At 71.3% G+C, this 23940-nt stretch carries 18 protein-coding genes; 8 read left to right on the plus strand and 10 right to left on the minus strand.

Features of this window, described 5'->3' with window-relative positions; all coding sequences use genetic code 11:
• The first annotated feature begins 265 nt into the window (after positions 1-265).
• Positions 266-766, plus strand: a complete 501-nt coding sequence (locus OHA58_RS06665) for a VOC family protein (protein WP_405477334.1) — start codon at positions 266-268, stop codon at positions 764-766.
• A gap of 26 nt (positions 767-792) precedes the next feature.
• On the opposite strand, the gene OHA58_RS06670 is transcribed toward OHA58_RS06665, so the two are convergent.
• Together OHA58_RS06670 and OHA58_RS06675 are read right to left on the minus strand one after the other, a co-directional pair.
• Positions 793-2619, minus strand: a complete 1827-nt coding sequence (locus OHA58_RS06670; protein ID WP_405477336.1) for a bifunctional sugar phosphate isomerase/epimerase/4-hydroxyphenylpyruvate dioxygenase family protein — start codon at positions 2617-2619, stop codon at positions 793-795.
• A 52-nt stretch (positions 2620-2671) separates the two neighbouring features.
• Entirely contained in the window at positions 2672-3547 is an 876-nt protein-coding gene (locus OHA58_RS06675; RefSeq protein WP_405477338.1) for a shikimate dehydrogenase, read from the minus strand.
• A 128-nt stretch (positions 3548-3675) separates the two neighbouring features.
• Between OHA58_RS06675 and OHA58_RS06680 the strand changes: the two genes are divergently transcribed.
• The 3 genes from OHA58_RS06680 (at position 3676) to OHA58_RS06690 (ending at position 6991) form a co-directional block, all read left to right on the plus strand.
• Entirely contained in the window at positions 3676-4341 is a 666-nt protein-coding gene (locus OHA58_RS06680; protein ID WP_405477340.1) for a TetR family transcriptional regulator, read from the plus strand.
• 218 nt (positions 4342-4559) lie between these two features.
• Entirely contained in the window at positions 4560-5924 is a 1365-nt protein-coding gene (locus OHA58_RS06685) for an MFS transporter (protein WP_405477341.1), read from the plus strand.
• Positions 5925-6061: 137 nt separating this feature from the next.
• Complete coding sequence (locus OHA58_RS06690; RefSeq protein WP_405477343.1) at positions 6062-6991, plus strand: oxygenase MpaB family protein; 930 nt, start codon at positions 6062-6064, stop codon at positions 6989-6991.
• On the opposite strand, the gene OHA58_RS06695 is transcribed toward OHA58_RS06690, so the two are convergent.
• Positions 6964-8415, minus strand: a complete 1452-nt coding sequence (locus OHA58_RS06695) for a hypothetical protein (protein ID WP_405477345.1) — start codon at positions 8413-8415, stop codon at positions 6964-6966. The two genes, OHA58_RS06690 and OHA58_RS06695, sit on opposite strands and share 28 nt — an antisense overlap.
• A 454-nt stretch (positions 8416-8869) precedes the next feature.
• Here OHA58_RS06695 and OHA58_RS06700 point away from each other — a divergent pair, with 454 nt between their 5' ends.
• The gene (locus tag OHA58_RS06700) at positions 8870-9670 is read left to right on the plus strand and encodes a polysaccharide deacetylase family protein (RefSeq protein ID WP_405477347.1); all 801 of its coding nucleotides are present in this window, start codon (positions 8870-8872) and stop codon (positions 9668-9670) included.
• Between the two features lie 27 nt (positions 9671-9697).
• Here OHA58_RS06700 and OHA58_RS06705 read toward each other — a convergent pair whose 3' ends face one another.
• Entirely contained in the window at positions 9698-10912 is a 1215-nt protein-coding gene (locus OHA58_RS06705) for a cytochrome P450 (RefSeq protein ID WP_405477349.1), read from the minus strand.
• A 138-nt stretch (positions 10913-11050) separates the two neighbouring features.
• Between OHA58_RS06705 and OHA58_RS06710 the strand changes: the two genes are divergently transcribed.
• Positions 11051-11491: an SRPBCC family protein gene (locus tag OHA58_RS06710; RefSeq protein ID WP_405477351.1), complete on the plus strand. Its 441-nt coding sequence runs from the start codon at positions 11051-11053 to the stop codon at positions 11489-11491.
• A 46-nt stretch (positions 11492-11537) separates the two neighbouring features.
• On the opposite strand, the gene OHA58_RS06715 is transcribed toward OHA58_RS06710, so the two are convergent.
• On the minus strand, positions 11538-13010 hold the full coding sequence (locus tag OHA58_RS06715) for a hypothetical protein (protein WP_405477353.1): 1473 nt from the start codon (positions 13008-13010) through the stop codon (positions 11538-11540).
• An 85-nt stretch (positions 13011-13095) separates the two neighbouring features.
• Between OHA58_RS06715 and OHA58_RS06720 the strand changes: the two genes are divergently transcribed.
• Positions 13096-14952, plus strand: a complete 1857-nt coding sequence (locus OHA58_RS06720; protein ID WP_405477356.1) for a hypothetical protein — start codon at positions 13096-13098, stop codon at positions 14950-14952.
• Here OHA58_RS06720 and OHA58_RS06725 read toward each other — a convergent pair.
• The 5 genes from OHA58_RS06725 to OHA58_RS06745 form a co-directional block, all read right to left on the minus strand.
• Positions 14901-16088 (minus strand): XdhC family protein, encoded by a 1188-nt coding sequence (locus OHA58_RS06725; protein WP_405477358.1) that lies wholly within the window; start codon positions 16086-16088, stop codon positions 14901-14903. The two genes, OHA58_RS06720 and OHA58_RS06725, sit on opposite strands and share 52 nt — an antisense overlap.
• A 55-nt stretch (positions 16089-16143) precedes the next feature.
• The gene (locus OHA58_RS06730; protein ID WP_405477360.1) at positions 16144-17601 is read right to left on the minus strand and encodes an NCS2 family permease; all 1458 of its coding nucleotides are present in this window, start codon (positions 17599-17601) and stop codon (positions 16144-16146) included.
• Positions 17602-17879: 278 nt separating this feature from the next.
• Positions 17880-20270, minus strand: coding sequence for a xanthine dehydrogenase family protein molybdopterin-binding subunit (locus OHA58_RS06735; RefSeq protein ID WP_405477362.1), 2391 nt, complete (start codon positions 20268-20270; stop codon positions 17880-17882).
• 2 nt (positions 20271-20272) lie between these two features.
• Positions 20273-20878, minus strand: a complete 606-nt coding sequence (locus tag OHA58_RS06740) for a (2Fe-2S)-binding protein (protein WP_116508360.1) — start codon at positions 20876-20878, stop codon at positions 20273-20275.
• The gene (locus OHA58_RS06745; protein WP_116508363.1) at positions 20878-21768 is read right to left on the minus strand and encodes a xanthine dehydrogenase family protein subunit M; all 891 of its coding nucleotides are present in this window, start codon (positions 21766-21768) and stop codon (positions 20878-20880) included. Before OHA58_RS06745 ends, OHA58_RS06740 begins: the two co-directional genes overlap by 1 nt.
• Positions 21769-22105: 337 nt before the next feature.
• Here OHA58_RS06745 and OHA58_RS06750 point away from each other — a divergent pair, with 337 nt between their 5' ends.
• The gene (locus tag OHA58_RS06750; protein WP_405477364.1) at positions 22106-23836 is read left to right on the plus strand and encodes a PucR family transcriptional regulator; all 1731 of its coding nucleotides are present in this window, start codon (positions 22106-22108) and stop codon (positions 23834-23836) included.
• Positions 23837-23940 lie beyond the last annotated feature (104 nt).

A 23940-nucleotide genomic window follows, 5' to 3' on the forward strand; every position in this document is an offset into this window, starting at 1 on the left:
ACATCCATGTCTCCAACACCCCTCAGCTGCTGCCTCACAGCTAGTGAAGCCGGGAGCAGGGCCGGAAACGACTGGTGCACCACACGGAAGACCGCGCCCCGGCACCGCAGGCATTGGTTGAACGACCAAGCAGCTTCTGCCGTCGGCACACCGGGATCGCGGACCGGATCTGTCCGCGAGGGGTGCCAGGGTGGCTTCAGGGACGCAGCCGCACTCTGCTGCGGACCCCTGCTTGCCCACACAACCCGCTACGGACGGAGCCCCCGTGAGCCGCCACATCCAGGTCACCTTCGACGCCCACGACCCGAGGGCGCTGTCGTCGTTCTGGCGCGACGTACTGGGTTACGTCCACCCCGGCCCGCCCGGCGTCGACGTGCCCGAGGGCGCCGACCCATCCCCAAGCTCTCGGCTTCGCTCGAGCAGGGGAGACCCCATTGCCGCGTGGGACGACTTCCTCGCGCGGATCGGCGTACCGGAGGAGCAGCGCAACACGCGGTCGGCCATCGAGGACCCGGACGGGCGGGGCCCGAGGCTGTTCTTCCAGCAGGTGCCGGAGGACAAGGCCGCCAAGAACCGTGTCCACCTCGACGTCCGTGCGGCCCCCGGTCTTGAGGGAGAGGAGCGGATGACGGCGCTCGAGGCCGAGTGCGTCCGGCTCGTCGCGCTGGGCGCCGCGCGGGTACGCCGCGATGAGCCCGCTCCCCCGCTGAGCACGGGCTACATCGTGATGACCGACCCGGAGGGGAACGAGTTCTGCCTGGACTGAGGCGTCGCGGCGGTACGGCGCGGGGCTTACCTGCGTCCGGGGCGCAGTGCGTGCTGGGCGGCGAGGCGGACGGGGGCGTTCTGGGCTCCGTATCCGCGGTATCCGCCGTCGCGCTGGACCACTTCGAAGAAGACCCGGCCGACCGTCTCCGTATAGAAGTGCCGGAAGGTGCCGTGCTCGTCGCGGTCGTAGAGGATGCCGAGCTCCCGGTACGTCTCCGCCTCGCCCGGGGCGAACTCGAAGCGCGCCGCCAGGTCGTCGTAGTAGTTGGGCGGTACGGGCAGCGGGCGGCCGCCCGCCTCCTGGAAGGCGCGCGCGGCGGCGACCACGTCGTCCGTCGCCAGGGCGATGTGCTGGGCGCGGCCGGCGTCGTCGGCGGGGCCGGGGCCGATGCCGAGGGCGATCCGCACCCTGCCGTCGTCGTTCGTGACGGCGCGGCTGCGCAGCAGCCCGTAGGGGTCGGCGACGTCGACGCTCTCCTGGGGCCTGAGCCCGAGGACCGTGCGGTGGAAGAGCGCGGCCTCGTCGAACTGGTGCCAGGGCTGGGTCAGGGCGAGGTGGTCGATGCGCAGGACGGCGCCCCGCGGGTCCCGGTCTCCGTCTCCGTCTCCGTCCCCAGCGCCGGCGCCGGTCAGGGGTGGGAAGTCCTCCCGCCAGTTCGGCAGGCCCTCCCGGTCCGTCGCGCAGAAGAAGATCTCCACGCCGTCGGGCGCCGCCACCGCGTCCAGCGGGGCGTCCTGCGGTGCCCGGTAGCGCGGCAGTACGGGGGCGAGGAGCGATTCGGCGCGGGCCGCCGCGCCCACCGGGTCGGGGGATTCCAGGCCGAGCGCGGCGAGGGCGAGCCCGTCGCGGTGGCGGACCGGATCCGTGGTGACGAGGATGCGGGCGTCGCCGCGCTGCCACAGTTCGACGGGCTTGCTGCGGTGCCTGGCCGTCCGGGCCAGGCCGAGCGCGCCGAGGAGCGAGGACACGGCACCGGCGTCCGGGGTGGTGAGTTCCGCGAAGGCGAAGCCGGTGGGCTGGACCGGTGCGGGCGGCGCCGCGATCCCGGCGGCCTCCTGGAGGAGCATCAGGGAGCGCCGGGCGTCGACGGCGGTGGGGCCCGCGTCGGCCTGCCGGAAGACGTCGTTGAACACCTCCAGGGAGAGCGGGCCCGTGTAACCGGCGTTGATCACGTGCCGGACGAGTCCGGTCACGTCCAGGCCGCCCTGCCCGGGGAAACAGCGGTAGTGGCGACTCCACTGGAGCACGTCCATCGCCATCAGCGGGGCGTCGGCGAGCTGGAGGAAGAAGATCTTCTCGCCGGGGATGTCCTCGATGCCCTTGGGGTCACAGCCGCGGGCGAGGATGTGGAAACTGTCCAGACAGGTGCCGAGTGCCGGGTGCCCAGCCGCCTCGACGATGCGCCAGGCGTGGTCGTACGTGCTGACGTGGCGGCCCCAGGCGAGTGCTTCGTAGGCGACGCGGACGCCGTGTTCCTGCGCCGACTCCGCGAGCCGGTGGAGGTGTTCGGCGGCGAGCGCGTCGTCGTCGACGGCGAGGGGCGAGACGCTGGAGCACACCAGGACGGTGTCCGTGCCGAGCCGGTTCATCAGCCGGAACTTGTGCTCGGCGCGGCGCAGGTTCCGCTCGAACTCCTTCGGCGGCACGGCCTCGATGTCCCGCATCGGCTGGTAGAGGTCGATGGTCAGGCCGAGGTCGGCGGTGCGGGCCCTGATCTCCTCGGGGGTCAGGGGACTCGCCAGGAGATCGTTCTCGAAGATCTCCACCCCGTCGAATCCGGCCGAGGCGGCGGCGGTGAGTTTCTCGGTCAGGGATCCACTGAGCGAGACGGTGGCGATCGAGGTGCGCACGGCGGTGCTCCTTGGGAGAGGGACGGGGGTGGCTATGAGTGACGGGCTCGGGTCAGCCCCGTGCGGCCGCCGCGCCCGCCAGTTCGGCGATGTCCGCGAGCATCCGCGTACTGTCCGGCTCGCGGCGCGTGAAGAGCCGGAACGCGTCGGCGGCCTGGAACACCGCCATACCTCCGCCGTCGAGCGTGGCGCAGCCCAACTCCCTTGCGGTGCCCAGCAGTTCCGTCTCCAGCGGCCGGTAGACGACTTCCGCGACCCACAGGGACGGGCGCAGGAGCCGGGCGGGGAGCGGAAGTCCGGGGTGGGCGGCCATGCCGGTGGGTGTGGCGTGGACGAGGCCGTCGGCGCGGGCGAGGGGCTCCTCGATGCGGTCCGGGGTCCCGGCGGACGCGCGGCCCTCGCCGAAGTGCCGGTTCAGCGACGCGGCCAGGTCCGCGGCGCGTTCGGGCATCGCGTCCACGACGGTGAGGTGGCCGCCGCCCAGGGTGAGCACGGCGTGCGCGACGGCCGCGCCCGCGCCGCCCGCGCCGAGCTGCACGACGCGGTCGAGCGGGGCGTCGGGCAGGCCACGGGCGAACGACGCCGCGAATCCGGTGACGTCGGTGTTGTGGCCGACGGCGCGCCCGCCCTCGAACACGACGGTGTTGACGGCGCCGAGCGCCTCGGCCTGCGGGGCGAGCTCGTCGAGGTGCGGGATGACGAGCTGCTTGCAGGGGTGGGTGATGTTCAGGCCGTCGTAGCCCACGACCCGGGCCGCCCTGACCAGGTCGCCGACCTGGTCGGGGGTGACACCCAGGGGGTCGATGTCGATCAGCCGGTAGAGATAGCGCAGGCCCTGGCGGTCGGCCTCCCGCTCATGGAGCGCGGGGCTCAGCGAGGGGCCGATGCCCGAACCGATCAGGCCGACGAGGCAGGAGTCCTGAGGCACCGTTTCTCCTAATGTACGAACTGGTTCGTTAGTAATACCAGGAAGGCGGCATCCTGGAAAGGGCAGCCGCCCACCGGCCCGGGCGCTGCTTCTACAATCACCAGCACCGAACCGACCCGGAGGAACGCATGGCCACAGTCGAAGAGCCGACGCGACCCGCCGGACGGATCCGCGACGCCGCCCGCACCAGGGCCGAGATCCTCGACGTCGCCACCCAGGAGTTCGCCCGCGCCGGCTACACGGGCGCCCGCGTCGACGAGATCGCGGCCCGCACCCGCACCACGAAGCGGATGATCTACTACTACTTCGGCGGCAAGGAACAGCTGTTCACGGCGGTTCTGGAGCACGCGTACTCGGCGATCCGGCAGGCCGAGCAGGAGGTCGACGTAGACCACCTGGACCCGGTCGCGGCCATCCGCCGGCTCGCCGAGCTCACCTTCGACCACCATGAGGCGCACCCCGACTTCATCCGCCTGGTCGCGATCGAGAACATCCACGAGGCGGAGCACATCGCCGCTTCCGAGCAGCTCGGCGCGCTCAATTCGCCCGCGATCGAGGTGATCCGGCGCATCCTCGACGCCGGGCGCGCGTCGGGCCTGTTCACGGCCGAGATCGACGCCGTCGACCTGCACGCGATGATCAGCTCGTTCTGCTTCTTCCGGGTCTCGAACCGGCATACGTTCGGCGCGCTCTTCGGCCGTGACCTGGTGGCGGCGGAGCGGCGCGAGCACTACCGGACCATGCTCGGCGACATGGTCATCTCCTATCTGACGGCGGACCGCACCGCGGACTGAGGCCGGGTGCCGGGCGGGCACCCCGTGCGGAAGTTTTCGCGGCCCACCTCTTGACACGCGGGTAACGCCAGCGCAACATCCGTAGCCATCCGCTACTAACTACCCAGTGGGTTAATTAGCCGCATCGCCTCCACCCCAGGGCCGGCGAAAGACACCACGACACCACCCCGCACCCCTCCGCTCGCTTCATCGCCGAAGTGTCCCCCTAGGAGTACGCCGTGACCGTCCCCTCCCCCGGCGCCGCCGCGCCGCCACAGGCCCCCGAGGGCCAGCCTCGCAAGGCAGCGCTCGCGGCCTGGACCGGCAGCGCCCTGGAGTACTACGACTTCTTCATCTACGGCAGCGCCGCCGCGCTGATCTTCCCCAAGGTCTTCTTCGACGAGTCCGACCCGGCGAACGCGACGCTGCTCTCCCTCGCCACCTTCGGCGTCGCCTACGCTGCCCGCCCGGTCGGCGCGCTCTTCCTCGGCCACATCGGCGACCGGCTCGGCCGCAAGAAGATCATGGTCTTCACGCTGATCCTCATGGGTCTGTCGACGTTCCTCATCGGCTGTCTCCCGAGCCGCGCGCAGGTCGGCTCGCTCGCCCCCGTGCTGCTCGTGCTGTGCCGAGTGCTCCAGGGCATCTCCGCCGCGGGCGAGCAGGCGAGCGCGAGCTCGATGACGCTGGAACACGCACCACCGGGCCGCCGCGGCTTCTTCACCAGCTTCACCCTCAGCGGCACCCAGGCCGGCCAGCTCATCGCCACCCTCGTCTTCATCCCGGTCGCGGCCCTGCCCGAGGACCAGCTGCTCTCGTGGGGCTGGCGCGTCCCGTTCTGGCTGAGCGTCGCCGTCGCCGTCGCCGGGTACGCGATCCGGCGCTCTCTGGAGGAGACCCCGGCCTTCGCCAAGCAGGCCGCGACCGAGGGCGTCGTGAAGCTGCCGCTGGCCGTCCTGCTGCGCGACCACTGGGCCGACGTCCTGCGCGTAGTCGCCGGATCCCTGATCGCCTCCGTGAGCACGATCTTCACCGTGTGGGCCCTGTCGTACGCGACGAGCGACTCGGTGGGCATGGACCGGTCCGGGATGCTGTGGGTGGGCGCTCTCGCCAACGTCGCGGCCCTCGGCGCGATCCCGCTCTGGGCGAAGCTCTCGGACCGTATCGGCCGCAGGCCGGTCTACCTCGTGGGCGCCGTCGGCAGCGCCGTGCTGATGGCCTGCTACCTGTGGGCGATCAGCACGGGGTCGTACCCGCTGGTCCTCGTCCTCGGCATCCTCACCTTCGGCGTCGTGTACAGCGCGGCCAACGGTGTCTGGCCGTCCTTCTACGGCGAGATGTTCTCGACCCGCGTGCGGCTCTCCGGTGTGGCGATCGGTACGCAGATCGGCTTCGCGGTGGCCGGGTTCGCCGTGACGTTCGCCGCGCAGATCGCGGGTCCCGGCGGCGACGACTGGTCCGCGGTCGCCCTGTTCACCACGGCGCTCTGCGTGCCGCCGGTCATCGCGGCCCTCACCGCGCGCGAGACGCACCGGGTGCCCGCGGAGCAGCTCGGCCTGAGCCGGGAGGCCGAGGCCGCCGGCCGCGTACCGGTCGAGGCCTGACCCGGCCCCTCTCAACGGCACGCGAACTCCCGTGCGCCGCCCCGCACTTCACCGGCGGAATTCATACCGCGCCGAACCGGTCCCGGTGCGGCGGCGGCGCCGTAGGGTTGATCTCCCGGCCACAGATGGGGGATGGCATGCAGCGCTACGAACGGCTCCGGCAGATCCGGCGGCTCGACCCGGACCGGGACTGGCTGACGATCTACCGGCTGACCGCCACCTACGAATTCCCGTGGGACCTCACGCGGGCACTGGAGCTGGCGCTCTACCGCACCTACGCCGTACCGAGCATCGGCCAACTGCTCGACCGTACAGCCGAACTGACGGAACGTTCGCAGAAGCGGTACGACGACACCTCGCTGCTGCTCGACACCGTCGTCGAGCACGGCTTCGACAGCATCCAGGGGCGCACGGCGATCCGCCGCATCAACCAGATGCACCGAAGCTACGACATCAGCAACGACGACATGCGCTACGTCCTGTGCACGTTCGTCGTCGTGCCCAAACGCTGGATCGACACCTACGGCTGGCGCCGCCTCTCGCGCCACGAGGTGATCGCCTCGGCGCACTACTACCGCGCGCTGGGCCGGCACATGGGAATCCAGGGCATCCCGGAGTCCTACGAGGAGTTCGAGACCTGCCTCGACACGTACGAGGCCGAGCACTTCGGCCGGGACGAAGCCGGACGGCGGGTGTCGGACGCGACGCTCACCCTCATGGCGTCCTGGTATCCGGGCGTCCTGGAACCGGTCTTGAAGAAGGCGACGGTCGCGCTGCTCGACGAGCCGCTCCTGCGCGCCTTCGACTACGAGCCACCGAGCCCTCTCACGCGCACGCTCGTCCGGGGCGCCGTCCGCCTGCGCGGCCGTGCGGTACGTCTGCTGCCGCCCCGCCGCGCGCCGCACCAGGCCCGCCAGAACTGGGAGATCAAGAGCTATCCGACGGGCTACCGCGTCAGTGAGCTCGGCACGTTCCCGACGCCGGGCCTGCGCGGCTGCCCCGTCCCGCACGCGGCGCCGCCCGGCGAGGGGTCAGCCGATCACAGACCACCGCCGCGCACGACGTAACTGCACTGCGTGTACGAGTATCCCGGCCTGATCTCGCTCCCGGCGGCGCGGTCGGAGATGGCCGCTGTCGTGTCCGCGCTGTGCTTGTGGAGGAAGTGATAGCTCCCGGCGGGCAGTCGGATCGTGGCCTTCGGGTACTTCCTGTTCGCCTTGCAGGCCTTGTTCCTGCCCGCCGACTCGCTCGAGTACATCGTGCAGGAGCCGCAGGCGGCCAGCTTGACGCTGCCGGTGACCGGGCCCGTGTAGAGGACCTCGACGGGGCCGGGGCCGTCGTTGCTGACGACGAGCGTCATCCGGGCGCCGCCCGGACTCCCGGCGGGCGGAAGGTGGTTGCCGGCGGCGGGCCGCAGCCCGGCGATCTCGGCGGCGATCGCGATGTCCTCGGCCCTGGCCCGGCGCTTGCTGTTCTTGTACGTGTCCGCGAAGTCGGCCAGAGTCTTGCGGGCGTCGCCGAACTTCTTGTCCTTGAACTCGTCGACCCCGCAGGCGTAGACGCCCTTCTCGACGGCCTTGTCGACATCGGCCGCCACGCCCGCCCCCGCATCGTCCGGGAGCGCGTCGGCCGTCTGACCGATGCTGCGCAGTTCGTCCGTGGCGGTGCAGGGTTCGGCGCCGCCGAGACTTCGGTCGCGTGCGGCGACGGCTTCGCGCAGGGCGCCTCCCACCTGTCCCGCCTGCTCCGACTTCGGGAACGTACGCAGGAGTTGGCCGAGTTCACCGCCGTCGGACCCGGCAGTCTCGGTGCCGAGTCTGCCGGTGCCGCACGCGTACAGGGAGGCGGCGAGGGGTTTGTCGGGCCAGGTGGCGAGGGAGCCGAGCACGTCGCGGTCCATGTGCTTGCCGGGCACGGTCCGCAGATAGGTGAGCGGCTCGATCGCCTCGCAGTCCTTCTTGTCCGTGTACGGCTTGGCGACGGCCTTGTAGTAGGCGTCGAGCCGGTCGGGGACGAGTCCGGCGGCCTTGGATCCTGCGTGGTCGTGGGCGAGTTCGCGGTAGTGGGCGAGCGCGGTGGTGTAGTCGGCGCGGCCCTCGGCGAACGAGGTGCGTGCGGCGGCCTTCGCGACGAGCGCGTCGGCGTCGTCGAGGCGGCCGAGCAGCATCTCCTCCACGGCGTCGTCGCGCGCCGCGTCGTACGCGACGACGCCTCCGGCGGGCACGGCGAGCAGCACGATTCCGAGAGCCATCGCCACAACTGGACTGCGTAGCGGGGTAGTTGCGGCCCGCCGCGCGCCGTCCAGGGCGGCGACGAGCAGGAGGAGCCCGTACCCGACGAGCAGTCCGGCCGGTACGCCGTCAGGTTCGGCGGGCAGCGCGAGTACGAGCAGCGCGGCGGTGGCGGCGAGACAGACGGCGGCCAGGACCCAGCGCCGCAGGAGAAAGTAACCGGCCCCGAGTCCGGTGAGGTTGAGCAGGCCGGCGGCCACGGCCCGCACGGGATCGACGGGAGCCTTGGGCGCGGGGGCCACCGGTGGTGGTGGCGGTGGTGGTGGTCCGAACGTCGGCGGATGGGTGGGCGGAGGCGGTGCGGCGGGGTACCCCTGCGGCGGTGAGGGGCTTGGCGGTTGGGGTGCGGCCGGCCCGGACGCCGACCCCGTCGTGGCGGGCGCCCCTGACCTCGATTCCGAATCCGACCCGGATCCCGACCCCGCGTGCCCGTCCCCCACACCCATCTCGGTCCCCCAACCGTCAGGCGTCGTGCCAGAGGGACACCATCCGCAACGGCGCACGCGCTGTCAATCGTGCGCGCACGCCCCGGTCGGGCCCTCCCCGCCGCGACCACCGGGCGGATCAATACCCGTCCAACGGCATCGCCGCAGGCCAGACGGCTATACACCCCGACTATACATCTCGCGTATACACACTACGTATAGTCCTCGCATGCCTACCGCGATTCAGAAGATGAGGAAAACCAGGGCCGCGTTCCACGCCGCCGCCGCGCTCTTCACCGCCGGCGCCCTGACCTTCGGCCTGAGCGGCTGCACGTCGTACGACACGACCGCCCCGAGCGGGGCCAGGGCCGACAGGAGCCACGCGGACGCCAAGAACGCGGGGGCCTCGCTGGGGACCGTCGACTGCCGCAAGGCGAAGTGCGTAGCGCTCACGTTCGACGCGGGCCCGAGCGAGAACAGCGCGCGGCTGCTCGACATCCTGAAGGAGAAGCACGTCCCGGCGACGTTCTTCCTGCTCGGCAGGAACCACATCGCGAAGTACCCGGAGCTGGTCAGACGCATGGAGCGCGAGGGGCACGAGGTCGCGAGCCACACCTGGGACCACAAGATCCTCACCGACATCGGCGACGCGCAGATACGGGAGGAGTTCGAGCGGCCGGACGACGCGATAGAGAAGCTGACCGGGAAACGGCCGACGCTGATGCGGCCGCCGCAGGGACGCACGAACAACCACGTCAGCGAGCTCGCCGAGAAGGGGGGGCTCGCCCAGATCCTGTGGAGCGTGACGGCCAAGGACTACACGACGAACGACTCGGCCCTGATCAGGAAGCGCGTCGTCGACCAGACGAAGCGTGACGGCATCATCCTGCTGCACGACATCTACAAGGGCACCGTGCCCGCGGTGCCCGGCGTCATCAACGAACTCAAGGCGAAGGGCTACGTGTTCGTGACCGTGCCGCAGCTCTTCGCGCCGGGGGAGGCCGAGCCGGGCAAGATCTACAGGCCCTGACCCGCCTCCCCCGCCTCACACGGGGCCCTACACGATGACCCTCAACTCGCTGTAGCCGTAGCCGATGAAGGACTCCACGTGCGGGGCCGCGCCCTCACTCGCGTCGAGGGCGAGGCCGGGGAAGCGCTCGAACAGAGCGGGCAGCGCGATCGCCGCTTCGAGCCGGGCGAGCGGGGCACCGACGCAGAAGTGAACGCCGTACCCGAAGGCGAGGTGCTCCTTGTCCACGCGCGTGACGTCGAAGGATCCCGCGTCGTCGCCGTGGCGGAGCGGGTCGCGCCCGGCCGAGGCGTACGTCGCGAGGATCGGGTCGCCCTGGGGGATCTTGACGCCGTCGGGCAGCTCGATGTCCTCGACGGCGTACCGCAGCGGCAGGTTGGCGATCGAGGGGGCCCAGCGCAGGGTCTCCTCGATCACGTCGCTCCACGGGATCTCGCCCGCGAGTACACGGGCCAGCTGGTCGGGGTGGCTGAGCAGGGCCTGCACGGCGTTGCCGATGAGGTTGACGGTCGTCTCGTGGCCGGCGCCGATGACGAGCAGCAGCGTGTCGATGAGCTCCTGCTCGGTCAGGCCCGAGCCGTCCTCTTCGTCGCGGGTGGCGATCAGGACGCTGGTGAGGTCGTCGGCGGGCGTCTCGCGCTTGAGGGCGACCAGGCCCCCGAGGAGCTCCTGCACCTCCTGCCAGATGGCCATGGCCTGTTCGGGTGTGACGGTGGTGTCCATGATGCCGGCGATGAGGCGGGCGGCATCGGCCTGCCGGTCCTCGGGCAGCCCGAACAGCTCGCAGATGACCTGCATGGGCAGCGGGTGCGCGTATGCGGCGCGCAGGTCGACGCGGCCGTCGGGTGACTCGGCCATCCGGTCGAGGAGGCCGGCGGTCAGCTCCTCGATGCGGGGGCGCAGGCCGTCGGTGCGGCGCTTGGTGAACGCGGGCGAGATCAGTTTGCGCAGGCGGCGGTGGTTGCTGCCGTAGGCGGTGAACATGTTGGTCACGCCCACCCAGGAGTTGACCCAGGTCTCGCGGAACTCGCCGTTCATCCAGGCGGGCCAGTGCTGGTTGGGGTCCTTGGACACGCGGTCGTCGGCGAGGAGCTGCTTGAGGACCGTGTACTGGGTCGGGGCCCAGGCCCGTATGCCGCCCGGGAGTTCGACGAGTGCGGCGGTGCCGCGCGTGCGCAGCAGGTCGGCCTCCGCGTGGAGGCCCCGGCCCGCGGGGTCGATGACGTGGGGGACGTGTGCCATGTGGCGCTCCAGCCGGTGTGGGGAGTTCATGATCAAATTGGCACAACAGATCGTAGGGTCTTAGGAGTTAGGAAGCACGGAGATCCGGCGCGCGCCGGGCGCCACCGGGAAGGGCGCCCGCGGTTCTAGGATCCGGGCGTGGCCTTCTTCCGAATCACCCGTGAATCGCCGCTTTCCGCCGCCGAGGCGTGGCGCCGCATGACGGACTGGGAGCGGCACGGGGACGTCGTCCCCCTCACCCGCGTCAGGCTCGCGACCCCGCCCCCGACCGGCGAGGGCACCGTCTTCGTGCCGCGGACCGGCGTCGGGCGCCTCACCTTCGACGACCCGATGGAGGTCGTCGACTGGGCACCCCCGTACGGCGATTCGGCCGGGCGGTGCCGACTGGAGAAGCGCGGCACCTTCGTCACGGGCTGGGCCGAGATCGAGGTGGCGCCGTACAGCGCCGGGTCCCTCGTCGCGTGGCGCGAGGAGATCCGCGTAGGCCCCCTGCCGCGATGGTGCGACCCGCTGCTCGCGAGGGCGGGCCGCATGATGTTCGGACGTGCCGTCAAAAAGCTCCTGCAGTACGGGCATTGAGACCTCCCCCCTCCCCCCCGACGATCACTCACCTTCTTCTGATCACTCACCCTCTTCCGATGACGCGTCTGGCGCCCGCGAGGACCGCCGTCGCCAGCGTCCAGCCGGAGACCACGAGGAAGACGGCGACGGCCTTGCCCGCGCCCTGCGGATCCCAGGACCCGCGGTAGCCGAGGCTCGCCACGGGGATGAGCAGGTCGACGCTGTACAGGACCGGGTCCCAGGTCCGCTGCCCGGAGCCGCCGACCGCGCGCGGCTCGTGGTACGCGAACCACAGGGAACCCGCGGCGGCCAGGGAGAGCAGCCAGACGAGCGCCCGGCGCGGGGCGTAGCCGTATCCGAACAGCAGGTCCTGGACCAGGCCCCAGGCGCGCCCCGACAGCCGGTCGAGGCGGCGCACATGGCGCTCCCTGGCGTGCCGCACGATGCGCGCGGACCGCTCGTCGCCCGCGCTCTCGTACGACATCGCCAGCTGCTCGAAGGATCCCGCACCCGCGTTCGGGTCGCGGGTCAGCCAGCCGATGCGGGTGCGGACGTCAGCGCTTTCGGGGGGGCCGGCGGTTTCGAGGCGCTTGTACGTGAAGCCCTCGAGGTTGAGCCGGCCCGGGGCGGGCCAGGTGGCGGCCGAGTCCACGAGTACGTCGACGGCCGCGTCCTGGAGGACCACCGCGCCCGCCGGTGGTTCGCGCAGATCGAGGCGGAGCCGCGGCACCCGGAGCCGGCTCAGGAGCAGCGCGCCCGCGGGCGCGTCGATGACGCTGTCGTGGAACGTGACCACGCCCTCGATCGTGGCGGCGCGCAGCAGCACCTGCCCGGCGCTGCGGAAGCCCCAGTCGGCGTACAGGCCGCGACCGCAGGCGAGTCCGGTGCCGTCCAGGCCGCCGACGTCCGCGCCGTTGAGGTTGAGGGCGTAGGCGATCTGGGCGTCCCTCAGATAGAGGGCGCCGGAGGCGGTGAGGCCGCGCGCGTGGACCGAGCCCGACACGTTCAGGCGGGGGGCGAGCAGGGACCAGGGGCCCGAGTCGGCGACGGTGAGCTGTTCGACGACGAGGTTGCCGTCTATGCGCGCGTCGGCCAGTTCGACCACGGCCGAGGTGGAGTCCTCCGGCAGCCGGCGCGGCACTCGGGGGCCGTCTCCGGCCGCGGGCGGGCCGGTCAGCGGCCGGGGTACGGGCGTTCCGCTGCCGAGCGTGGCCCCGGACAGCCGCAGGTCGCCGTCGACGGTGACCCGGTTCGCGTGCAGGGCAGGCGCTTTCGACCCCGACAAGTCCAGTGCACCGACGGTGAGTTCGGCGAAGCGGAGTGGCTCGTCGAAGACGCAGTCGACCAGTTCGAGCACGGAGTCGACGCGGCAGCGGGACAGGTCCAGCCGGCCGCGTACGCGCAGCCCCTCGAATCTGAGCGGGCCGCCGGTGCCGTCCTCGTGCCCGGTGATCTCCTCGCGCAGCCGTGCCGCGTCGACCGTGTCACCCGGCGCCGGGCGCCACCTCGGGCGCCTGCTCCCCCTGAGACGTGCCATCGTCGCCTCCCCCTTCTCGTCCTCCTCGCAGGAGATATCACGCGAGGGCGAACACGCGCGCGGTCCTTGCGGTGATACTGAATTGATGGACCGCTCCCCCCAGTTCGCCCGGTTCGGTGCGCGCACTGCCGCGCTGCTCGACCAGTGGCAGCAGCAGAACCACCGCCCGCTGACCGCCCCGGCCTGGCTCGACACCGGGGGCAGCGGCGCGTCCCTGGCCTCCGTGTTCGTCCGGGACAGCGATCCTGGGCGCACCACACGCCGGATGATCATCAAGCTCTGCTCCCCGGACGGCGACTCCTCGATGGAACCGGGACGGCTCATCGCCGCGAGGCGGTCCCTGCCGAACGGCGATCCCTCGTTCGCCCGCGACCATCTCGTGGAGCAGCTCTACGATCCGATGCCGGTGGACGACGCCTGGCTGATGTTCCAGGGCTTCGCGGGCAACGACGAGACCATGATGACGCTCAGCACGATCCTGCGGCAGCGGCGCCTGCCCGGCGTCGCGGCGCAGATCACGCGGTCCCTGCTGGCCGACTGGAACCCGGACGAGAAGTCGGACGGGGAGATGACGGCGGCCGCGTTCGTCTCCGAGCTCCTCGACCAGCGCCTCGAACCGGCGGAACCACTGGCCGTCTGGGTCCGCGACAAACTGGGCCTCGACCTCGAAACCGCCTGGATCAGACCGGGCCGCGCGAACGCCGCCCCCTTGCCCAACCCCGTACATCTGACGGGCAGTTGCCCGCTCGCGGAGCGCACCCTCGACTATCCGATGCGCGGCCGGGCCCACGGCGATCTGCACCCGGGCAACATCATGGTGCCCAAGGAGCCCGACGCGGACATCGGCCGCTACGTCCTGATCGACCTGTCGCGCTTCGACGAGCGGGCGCTGCTAGCCCGTGACCCCATGCATCTGCTGCTCTGCCTGGTGGCCGACTTCCTGCCGCACATGTCCGACGACGCCCGCGCCGAACTCCTCGACCTGCTCGTCGGCCGGGACACCCCCGGCCTGCTGATCCCGCAGGGCCTCGCACGGACCGTCGACGAGGTGCGCAGGGCGCCGGACGGCTGGCTGCACCAGCGCACCATCTCGGGCCAGTGGACCGGTCAGTGGCTCCTGTCGATGCAGGCGTGCGCGCTGATGTTCACGGCCCGCGTCCGGTACGACGCGCGGGACCGGTGGTGGTTCTTCCGGCTCGCGGCGGAGGCGGCCGGCGCGTATCTGGGGCCGGCCGACGCGTACGAGCCGGGTCAGGTGAAGTTCGTGCCGGGGCCACGGGAGGCCGAACCGACGGTGGTGGAGGCGGTGGTGGCCGCGGTGAAGCTGCCGGAACAGATGGCACCGCCCGAAGCGAAGCCGGAAGCGAAGTCCGCGCCGGACCCCGTACGCATCCCCGCCCCCACACCCGCACGGGAGTCCGCTGCACCCTCGCCCGAAGCCGCCGGCGAGTCACTCCCGGATGCAGCCCCCGAGACTCCCACGGAAGAACTGCCGGACACGCTCCCGGCGCTCCTCATCGACCTCCACGGCACCTTCGGGGACCGGCTGGGAGAGCTCAGGGAGCACGAGGCAGGGTCGGTCAGCGCCAGGACTCTCGGGCTCATCAGGGAGCAGGCCGACCGGGCACAGGGTGATCTCAAGGCGCTCCTGACCTCGCGCCACGACACCCTCGGCGAGGAGGCCCGCGACCGCCTCGACGCGGTCCTCGGGCGTCTCGCCCGTGTCGCCGAGGCGACGAACGAGCCGGGGTTCTCGTACGAACAGCCTTTGTTCGTACGGGACTTGGCGCATCGGATGCTCGTCGTAGCGCTCGACCAGCTGCTCGGATCCGCCCGGGAGTCGGCGCTCGGGCTTGAGGCCGGTGAAGCCGGTCAGGCTGGTGAAGCCGGTCAGGCCACGGACCCGATCCGCCCGGAGGGCGCCCGCACTCCGTCGGGGTGAATCGGTGTGTGGGCGCCCGTCAGCGCGACGCCGCTGCCGCCGCGCCGGTTGGCGACGATCTCGGACGCGATGGACAGGGCTGTCTCCTCGGGGGTGCGGGCGCCGAGGTCGAGGCCGATCGGCGAGCGCAGGCGCGCCAGTTCGAGCTCGGTGACGCCGACGTCACGCAGGCGTTCGTTGCGGTCGAGGTGGGTGCGGCGGGAGCCCATCGCGCCGACGTAGGCGACGGGCAGGCGCAGCGCGAGCTGGAGGAGCGGGACGTCGAACTTGGCGTCGTGGGTGAGGACGCACAGGACGGTGCGTCCGTCCGTCCGCGTGCGCTCCAGGTACTTGTGGGGCCACTCCACGACGATGTCGTCGGCGTCGGGGAAGCGGGCCGGCGTCGCGAAGACGGGGCGCGCGTCGCACACCGTCACGTGGTAGCCGAGGAACTTGCCGATCCTGACGAGCGCCGCCGCGAAGTCGATGGCCCCGAAGACGATCATGCGGGGCGGGGGGACGGACGACTCGACGAGGAGGGTGAGGGGCTGACCGCAGCGCGAGCCGCTCTCGCCGATCTCCACCGTGCCGGTGCGTCCGGCGTCGAGGAGCGCGCGGGCCTCGCCGGCCGCGGTGCGGTCCAGTTCGGGGTGGCCGCCGAGGCTGCCCTCGTAGTCACCTGCGAAGCCGCTCCCGGAGTCGCTCCCGGAGTCGCTGTCGTCGCGTACGAGGATGGCGCGGCCCATGAGTTCGGCCGGTCCCCGGGTGATGCGCGCGACCGCCGCCGCCCTTCCTCGGGCGGCGGCGGACAGCGCCGCCGCGAGCACCTCCCGTCCCGGGGTGCCCGCGCGAACCGGGGTGACCAGGATGTCGATGATTCCGCCGCAGGTGAGCCCCACGGCGAAGGCGTCGTCGTCGCTGTAGCCGAAGCGTTCGAGGACGGTCTCGCCGTCCTCGAGCGCCTGTTGGCACAGTTCGTAGACGGCGCCCTCCACGCAGCCGCCGGAGACCGAGCCGATCGCTGTGCCGTCGCTGTCGACGGCGAGTGCGGCTCCCGGCTGCCGGGGCGCGCTCCCGCCGACGGCCACCACGGTGGCCACGGCGAAGTCGCGTCCCTGCTCGACCCACCGGTGCAGCTCTTCGGCGATGTCCAGCATCTCTAGGTCTCCTTGTCGGTTGCGTGGAGGGCGCGGGGCCCACTCGGGCCGGGCGTCAGTGGACGCCCAGCCATCCTTCGATCGGGTTGAGGGCGAAGTACACGAGGAAGATCGCCGTGAGGCCCCACATGAAGGCCCCGATCTCCCGGGCCTTGCCCTGGGCGATCTTGATGGCGACCCAGGAGATGACGCCCGCGGCCACACCGGTGGTGATGGTGTACGTGAAGGGCATCAGGACCACGGTCAGGAAGACCGGGATCGCGGTGGCCCGGTCCGCCCAGTCGACGTGCCGGGCGTTCATCATCATCATCGCGCCGATGACGACGAGCGCGGCGGACGCGACCTCCTGGGGCACGATCGCGGTGAGCGGGGTGAAGAACAGACAGGCCGCGAAGAACAGGCCGGTCACGGCGGACGCGAGGCCTGTGCGGGCTCCCTCGCCGACGCCGGTCGCGGACTCGACGAACACGGTCTGGCCCGAGCCGCCGGCGACGCCGCCGATGGCACCGCCCGCTCCGTCGATGAACAGGGCCTTGGAGAGGCCCGGCATGCGGCCCTTGTCGTCGGCGAGCTTGGCCTCGGTGCCGACGCCGATGATGGTGGCCATCGCGTCGAAGAAGCCGGCGAGCACCAGGGTGAAGACGATCATGCCGACGGTCATCGCGCCGACCTTGCCCCAGCCGCCGAACTCGACATGGCCGAAGAGCGAGAAGTCGGGCGTGGAGACCGCGCTGCCGTGCAGCTCGGGGGCTCCGTTGGCCCACTGCTTGGGGTTGATCACGTCGAGCGCGTTGAGGATCATCGCGACGACGGTGCCGGTGATGATGCCGATGAGGATGGCGCCGGGGGTGTTGCGGGCCTGGAGCATGAAGATCAGGAGCAGGGTGCCCGCGAAGAGCAGGACGGGCCAGCCGGACAGTTCGCCCGTGGCGCCGAGGGAGAGCGGGGTGGCCTTGCCGACCTGTACGAAGCCGGACTTGTAGAGGCCGATCAGGGCGATGAAGAGGCCGATGCCCATCGTGATGCCGTGCTTGAGCGCGAGCGGAATCGCGTTCATGATCATCTCACGGAGGCCGGTGACGACCAGGAGCATGATCACCACGCCGTACATCACGCACATGCCCATGGCCTGCGGCCACGTCATCTCGGGGGCGACCTGCGAGGAGATCACACCTGAGACGGAGAGGCCGGCGGCGAGTGCGAGCGGCACCTTGCCGACGAAGCCCATGAGGAGCGTGGTGAACGCCGCGGCGAAGGCGGTGGCGGTGATGAGGGCCTTCTGGCCCATCGTGTCGCCCGCCGCGTCCTTGCCGGACAGGATCAGGGGGTTGAGCAGCAGGATGTACGCCATGGCCATGAAGGTCGTGACGCCGCCGCGCACCTCACGCGCGACAGTGGATCCTCGTTCGGATATGTGGAAGTACCGGTCGAGCCAAGACCTGCCGGCCGACGGACGCGAACCTGCGCCCGCGTCTTCGGCGGTGGTCTTCGGCTCCAGAGACTGCTGGGTCATGGTGCCTACTCCCAAGGTTCACAGGGACACCCGCACGAACGTGGTTGGAGTTCGCGGGATTTGGGATGGTGCGTGGCTGCACGACCCGGGGGACGGCCCGAGACGAACGGGGTAATGCGTAGCTGTGTTACGCAAGAAACCGTGCTGCTGGTGATGAGTTGATGCTGTGGTGCCTGTGGTGCTGAAAGGACCGCGAGCGGTGCGGTACTTGAAGGCTCCGGACGGTGCGGGCTGGGAAGTGTGACGTTCCGGGGAGGCACGCACCGTCCGGAGAGCTGTCAGGCCGGGCCCGTTCCCGTGAGGTGCTCGGGGCGTACCGGGGTCCGGTTGAGCTCCAGGCCCGTCGCGTTGCGGATCGCCGCGAGGACGGCCGGCGTGGACGACAGGGTCGGGGCCTCGCCGATGCCGCGCAGCCCGTACGGGGCGTGGTCGTCGGCGAGTTCGAGCACGTCGACCGGGATGGTCGGCGTGTCGAGGATGGTCGGGATCAGGTAGTCCGTGAAGGAGGGGTTGCGCACCTTCGCGGTCTTCGGGTCGACGATGATCTCCTCCATGACCGCGACGCCGAGGCCCTGGGTGGTGCCACCCTGGATCTGGCCGATCACGGACAGCGGGTTGAGCGCCTTGCCGACGTCCTGCGCACAGGCCAGTTCGATGACCTTGACGAGGCCGAGCTCGGTGTCGACCTCGACGACGGCGCGGTGCGCGGCGAAGCTGTACTGGACATGGCCGTTGCCCTGCCCGGTGACGAGGTCGAACGCCACGGTCGGGCGGTGGCGCCACTCCAGCTCCACGTCGACGGCCTCGCCCTCGAGGACGTCGGCCAGGTCCGCGAGGACCTCACCGCCGTCGGTGACGACCTTGCCGCCCTCCAGGAGCAGTTCGGCGGTGGCCCACGCCGGGTGGTAGGTGCCGAACTTGCGGCGCCCGATCTCCAGGACCTGCTCGCGCACGGCCTCGCAGGAGTTCTTGACGGCGCCGCCGGTGACGTACGTCTGACGGGACGCGGACGTCGAACCCGCGGAGCCGACCTGGGTGTCGGCCGGGTGGATGGTCACCTGTGCGACGCCCAGCTCGGTGCGGGCGATCTGCGCGTGGACGGTGACGCCTCCCTGGCCGACCTCCGCCATCGCGGTGTGCACGGTCGCGACGGGCTCGCCGCCGATGACCTCCATGCGCACACGGGCGGTCGAGTAGTCGTCGAAGCCCTCGGAGAAGCCGACGTTCTTGATGCCGACCGCGTAGCCCACACCGCGTACGACGCCTTCGCCGTGCGTGGTGTTGGACAGACCGCCGGGCAGCTGGCGCACGTCGGAGCCCTCGGAGGACTCCCACTGACGCTCGGGCGGCATCGGCATCGCCTTGATGCGGCGCAGGAGTTCGGCGACGGGAGCCGGCGAGTCGACCGGCTGGCCGGTCGGCAGCAGGGTGCCCTGCTCCATCGCGTTGAGCTGGCGGAACGCGACCCGGTCCATGCCCACCTTGTCGGCGAGCTTGTCCATCTGGGCCTCGTACGCGAAGCACGCCTGGACCGCGCCGAAGCCGCGCATGGCGCCGCAGGGCGGGTTGTTGCTGTAGAGCGCGATCGCCTCGATGTCGACGTCCTCGATGACGTACGGACCGACCGCGAGGGACGAGGCGTTGCCGACGACCGCCGGGGACGCGGACGCGTAGGCGCCGCCGTCCAGGACGATCCTGCACTTCATGTGCGTGAGCTTGCCGTCCTTCGTCGCCCCGTGCTCGTAAGTGAGCTTCGCGGGGTGGCGGTGGACGTGGCCGAAGAACGACTCGAACCGGTTGTAGACGATCTTGACGGGCTTGCCAGTGCGCAGCGCGAGGAGGCAGGCGTGGATCTGCATCGACAGGTCCTCGCGGCCGCCGAAGGCGCCGCCGACGCCGGAGAGCGTCATGCGGACCTTGTCCTCGGGCAGGCCGAGGACGGGGGCGATCTGCTTGAGGTCCGAGTGCAGCCACTGGGTGGCGACGTACAGTTCGACGCCGCCGTCCTCGGAGGGCACGGCGAGGCCGGACTCCGGGCCGAGGAAGGCCTGGTCCTGCATGCCGAAGGTGTACTCGCCCTTGACGACGAAGTCGGCCCTCTTGGCGGCCTCGTCCGCGTTGCCGCGGATGATCGGCTGGCGGTGCACGATGTTCGGGTGCGGGACGTGACCGATGTGGTGGTCGTCGCGGCCCTCGTGGATGAGGATCGCGTCGGGCGCGGTCGCGGACGCCTCGTCCGTGATGACCGGCAGCTCGCGGTACTCCACCTTGATCTTGGCGGCGGCGCGGCGCGCGGTCTCCGGGTGGTCGGCGGCCACGATGGCGACGGGCTCGCCGTGGTGGCGGACCTTGCCGTGCGCGAGGACCGGGGTGTCCTGGATCTCCAGGCCGTAGTTCTTCACGGCCGTGGGCAGGTCGTCGTAGGTCAGGACGGCGTAGACGCCGGACTGGGCGAGGGCCTCGGAGGTGTCGATGGAGACGATCTCCGCGTGGGCGACCGTGGAGCGCAGGATCTGGCCCCACAGCATGTCCTCGTGCCACATGTCGGACGAGTACGCGAACTCGCCGGTGACCTTGAGGGTGCCGTCCGGGCGGAGCGTGGACTCGCCGATGCCGCCCTTGGTCTTGGAGCCCTGCGTGATGTTCGTGGGTGTACCGGTGGTTCCCATGGTCAGACCGCCTCAGACTGACGGGCGGCCGCGAGGCGGACCGCGTCCATGATCTTCTCGTAGCCGGTGCAGCGGCAGAGGTTGCCGGAGAGCGCCTCGCGGATGTCCGCGTCGGTCGGGCTCGGGTTGTGCTCCAGCATCTCGTCGGCCGCGACGAGCAGGCCGGGGGTGCAGAAGCCGCACTGGACGGCTCCGGCGTCGATGAACGCCTGCTGGATCGGCGAGAGCTCGTCGCCCTCGCCGGTCTGCGAGTCGCTCGGCTTGGACTGCCACTGCTGGGCGTCCTGGAGGGAGGTGCCCGCCTTGCCCGCGTCGTCGCCGCAGGCGCCGCTCGCGCAGCCCCCGTGCTGTGCGCGCTGCTTGGCGAAGTCGGCGAGGCCCTCGACGGTGACGACGTCGCGGCCCTCGACCTGGCCGGCCGCGACCAGGCATGAACAGACCGGCACGCCGTCGAGGCGGACGGTGCAGGAACCGCACTCGCCCTGCTCGCAGGCGTTCTTGGAGCCGGGCAGCCCCATGCGCTCACGCAGGACGTACAGGAGGCTCTCGCCCTCCCACACGTCGTCGGCTTCCTGCTGACGGCCGTTGACCGTGAAATTGACGCGCATTACGCGACTCCCTCCGTGCTTGCGGCGGTGCCGCGGTACGACTCCCAGGTCCACGTCAGGGTGCGGCGGGCCATGATGCCGACGGCGTGCCGGCGGTAGCTCGCGGTGCCCCGGACGTCGTCGATCGGGTTGCAGGCGGCCGAGCAGAGGTCCGCGAACTGCTTGGCGACCGAAGGGGTGATGATCTTGCCGTTGTCCCAGAAGCCGCCCTCTTCGAGCGCCGCGTTCAGGAACTCCTCGGCGGCCTTGGCACGGACCGGGGTCGGCGCGGCCGAGCCGATGCCGGTGCGGACCGTACGGGTCTCGGGGTGCAGCGCCAGGCCGAAGGCGCACACGGCGATGACCATCGCGTTGCGGGTGCCGACCTTGGAGTACTGCTGCGGGCCGTCGGCCTTCTTGATGTGGACGGCCCTGATCAGCTCGTCGGGGGCGAGCGCGTTGCGCTTCACGCCGGTGTAGAACGCGTCGATCGGGATCCGGCGCGAGCCGCGTACGGACTCCACCTCGACCTCGCAGTCGGCGGCGAGGAGCGCGGGGTGGGCGTCACCGGCGGGCGACGCGGTGCCGAGGTTGCCCCCGACGCCGCCGCGGTTGCGGATCTGCGGCGAGGCCACCGTGTGCGAGGCCAGGGCCAGGCCGGGCAGCTCGGCGCGCAGATTCTGCATGATCTTGGTGTAGGGGACGGAGGCGCCGAGGCGGACGGTGTCCTGCCCGACCTCCCATTCGCCGAGCTCCCCGATGCGGTTCAGGTCAAGGAGGTACTCGGGGCGCCGGTGGTCGAAGTTGATCTCGACCATCACATCGGTGCCACCCGCGAGCGGCACAGCGGTGGGGTGCTCGGCCTTGGCGGCGAGCGCCTCCTCCCAGCTGGCGGGGCGAAGGAAGTCCATGAGCGGCTCTCTTCTTCGTGATCTCGTGGTCGGTCGTTCGAACGGATCGAGCCACGGGATGTGCGGACCTCGAAGGCTCGTTCATGTGCTGTTTACGTGGAGTGGGCTCAGTACACAGCGCGGCACTCCGCCGTGGTCAGTCACGGAAACCATGAAGGAGTTGGCTGGCCAACCGGGACGTCTTGTAGATTCATATAAAGAGCGGTCACCAGAAACCTCACCGCTTTCCCCTGGAAACGCAAAACCATGCGCAACACGGACGCGGTACTTGGGGAGCGGCCCCGGCCGCCTCACGTTCAGACAAGCACAATCTTCGAGACAGATCGGCGGCAACGAGATGCGGCTGCGCGCCCTACTTGATACAGACGCGCTGGGCCTCAGGCTGCTCGGCGGCGAGGACGAACTGGACCGCACCGTGCGCGGTGTGATGACCACGGACCTGCGGGACCCCAGCCGCTACCTCTCCGGGGGCGAGCTGGTCCTCACCGGGCTTGCGTGGCGCCGCGACGCGGCGGACTCCGAACCGTTCGTCCGCATCCTCGCGACGGCCGGCGTGGCCGGGCTCGCGGCCGGTGAGGCCGAACTCGGGGCGATCCCCGACGACCTCGTCGAGGCGTGCGCGCGCCACCGGCTCCCGCTGTTCGCGGTGAACGAGTCCGTCGCCTTCGCGACGGTCACCGAGCACGTCGTGCGCCAGGTCTCGGGCGAGCGGGCCGGCGACCTGGCCGCCGTCGTCGACCGGCACCGGCGCCTCATGACGTCCGGCCCGGCGGGCGGCGGCCCCGACGTGGTCCTGGACCTCCTGGGCACCGACCTCGACCTGCGCGCCTGGGTGCTCTCCCCCGCGGGCCGGGCCATCGCCGGGTCGAGCGCGGCCGGCCCCGAGCTGCCTGCCGCCGTCTGCGCCCGCCTCGCGGCCGAGCACCTGGCGGCCACCCGCACCGGGCGGCGCGGGCCGCACCGGGTGACGATCGAGGGGGGCGGCGCGAAGCGTCTCGATGAGGGGCGGCGGCCGGGCGACGGGTCGGGAGGAACGACGTACTCGCTCTTCCCGATACGCAGCGCGGGCCGCGGCGCGACGCCCGCCTCCCGTGACGTGCGCGAGACGGTCCTGTCCGACTGGCTGCTCGCCGTCGAGGCGGACGCGAGCGACTGGCCCGAGGAGCGGCTCGACCTGCTCCAGGGCGTGACCCAGCTGATCGCCGTCGAGCGCGACCGCCGCGACGCGGCCCGCACCGTGCGCCGCCGGCTCGCGCAGGAGGTCCTCGAACTGGTCCAGACGGGCGCAGCCCCCGCCGAGATCGCCGCACGCCTGCGCGTCGCCGCGCCCGTGCTGCTCCCCGGCCTCGGCGCCGCCCCGCACTGGCAGGTCATCGTGGCGAAGGTCGAGTGGGACAGCGGCGGCATCGAGGGCGGCCCGGTCGCCCAGTCGCTCCTGGAGGAGATCCTCGTCGACCCCCTGTCGGCCGGGCCCGAGCCCTCCGACCGCATCGCCGTCGCCCACAACGGCGACGAGGCCATCGCCCTGGTGCCGCTGCCCGCCGTGCCGGACGAGCACGACGGGGCGGAGACGGGGCTGCACGCCGACGCGCTCCTGGACTCCGTACGCGACCCGCTGACGGCGGGCCTCGCGGACGACGGCCGGCTCACGCTGGGCGTCAGCGCCGCCGTGCACTCGGCGGAGGGGCTGCGCGGGGCCCTGGAGGAGGCCCGGCACGCCCGGCGCGTCGCCGCGGCCCGCACGGGGCGCGTGTGCGCCGCGGGCCACCAGGAGCTGGCCTCGCACGTCCTGCTGCTGCCGTTCGTCCCGGACGACGTGCGCCGCGCCTTCACTGCCCGCCTCCTCGACCCGCTGCGCGACTACGACCGCAAGCACCGCGCCGAGCTCATTCCGACCCTGGAGGCGTTCCTCGACTGCGACGGTTCGTGGACGCGCTGCGCGAGCCGTCTGCACCTCCACGTCAACACGCTGCGCTACCGCGTCGGGCGGATCGAACAGCTCACCAACCGCGATCTCTCGCGGCTCGAGGACAAGCTGGACTTCTTCCTGGCCCTGCGTATGAGCTGAACTCGGGCCCCCCGAGGGGTGTTTCGAACCCCGTCCGCCACCCCATGCGTTTGTGAAATCTTTCACCTACCCCCTTGGCCGAGTGCGCACATCCGTGCTGAGAT

It is taken from the genome of Streptomyces sp. NBC_00009, assembly GCF_045040855.1.
GTDB lineage: Bacteria > Actinomycetota > Actinomycetes > Streptomycetales > Streptomycetaceae > Streptomyces > Streptomyces aureus.

What these genes read in the sequence shown, in the direction of transcription:
- OHA58_RS06680 (WP_405477340.1), top strand. Translation starts at nt 3,676, where the DNA reads ATGGCCACAGTCGAAGAGCCGACGCGACCCGCCGGACGGATCCGCGAC.
- OHA58_RS06690 (WP_405477343.1), top strand. Translation starts at nt 6,062, where the DNA reads ATGCAGCGCTACGAACGGCTCCGGCAGATCCGGCGGCTCGACCCGGAC.
- OHA58_RS06740 (WP_116508360.1), bottom strand. Translation starts at nt 20,878, where the DNA reads ATGCGCGTCAATTTCACGGTCAACGGCCGTCAGCAGGAAGCCGACGAC.
- OHA58_RS06750 (WP_405477364.1), top strand. Translation starts at nt 22,106, where the DNA reads ATGCGGCTGCGCGCCCTACTTGATACAGACGCGCTGGGCCTCAGGCTG.
- OHA58_RS06725 (WP_405477358.1), bottom strand. Translation starts at nt 16,088, where the DNA reads ATGCTGGACATCGCCGAAGAGCTGCACCGGTGGGTCGAGCAGGGACGC.
- OHA58_RS06715 (WP_405477353.1), bottom strand. Translation starts at nt 13,010, where the DNA reads ATGGCACGTCTCAGGGGGAGCAGGCGCCCGAGGTGGCGCCCGGCGCCG.
- OHA58_RS06745 (WP_116508363.1), bottom strand. Translation starts at nt 21,768, where the DNA reads ATGGACTTCCTTCGCCCCGCCAGCTGGGAGGAGGCGCTCGCCGCCAAG.
- OHA58_RS06705 (WP_405477349.1), bottom strand. Translation starts at nt 10,912, where the DNA reads ATGGCACACGTCCCCCACGTCATCGACCCCGCGGGCCGGGGCCTCCAC.
- OHA58_RS06700 (WP_405477347.1), top strand. Translation starts at nt 8,870, where the DNA reads ATGCCTACCGCGATTCAGAAGATGAGGAAAACCAGGGCCGCGTTCCAC.
- OHA58_RS06720 (WP_405477356.1), top strand. Translation starts at nt 13,096, where the DNA reads ATGGACCGCTCCCCCCAGTTCGCCCGGTTCGGTGCGCGCACTGCCGCG.
- OHA58_RS06735 (WP_405477362.1), bottom strand. Translation starts at nt 20,270, where the DNA reads ATGGGAACCACCGGTACACCCACGAACATCACGCAGGGCTCCAAGACC.
- OHA58_RS06730 (WP_405477360.1), bottom strand. Translation starts at nt 17,601, where the DNA reads ATGACCCAGCAGTCTCTGGAGCCGAAGACCACCGCCGAAGACGCGGGC.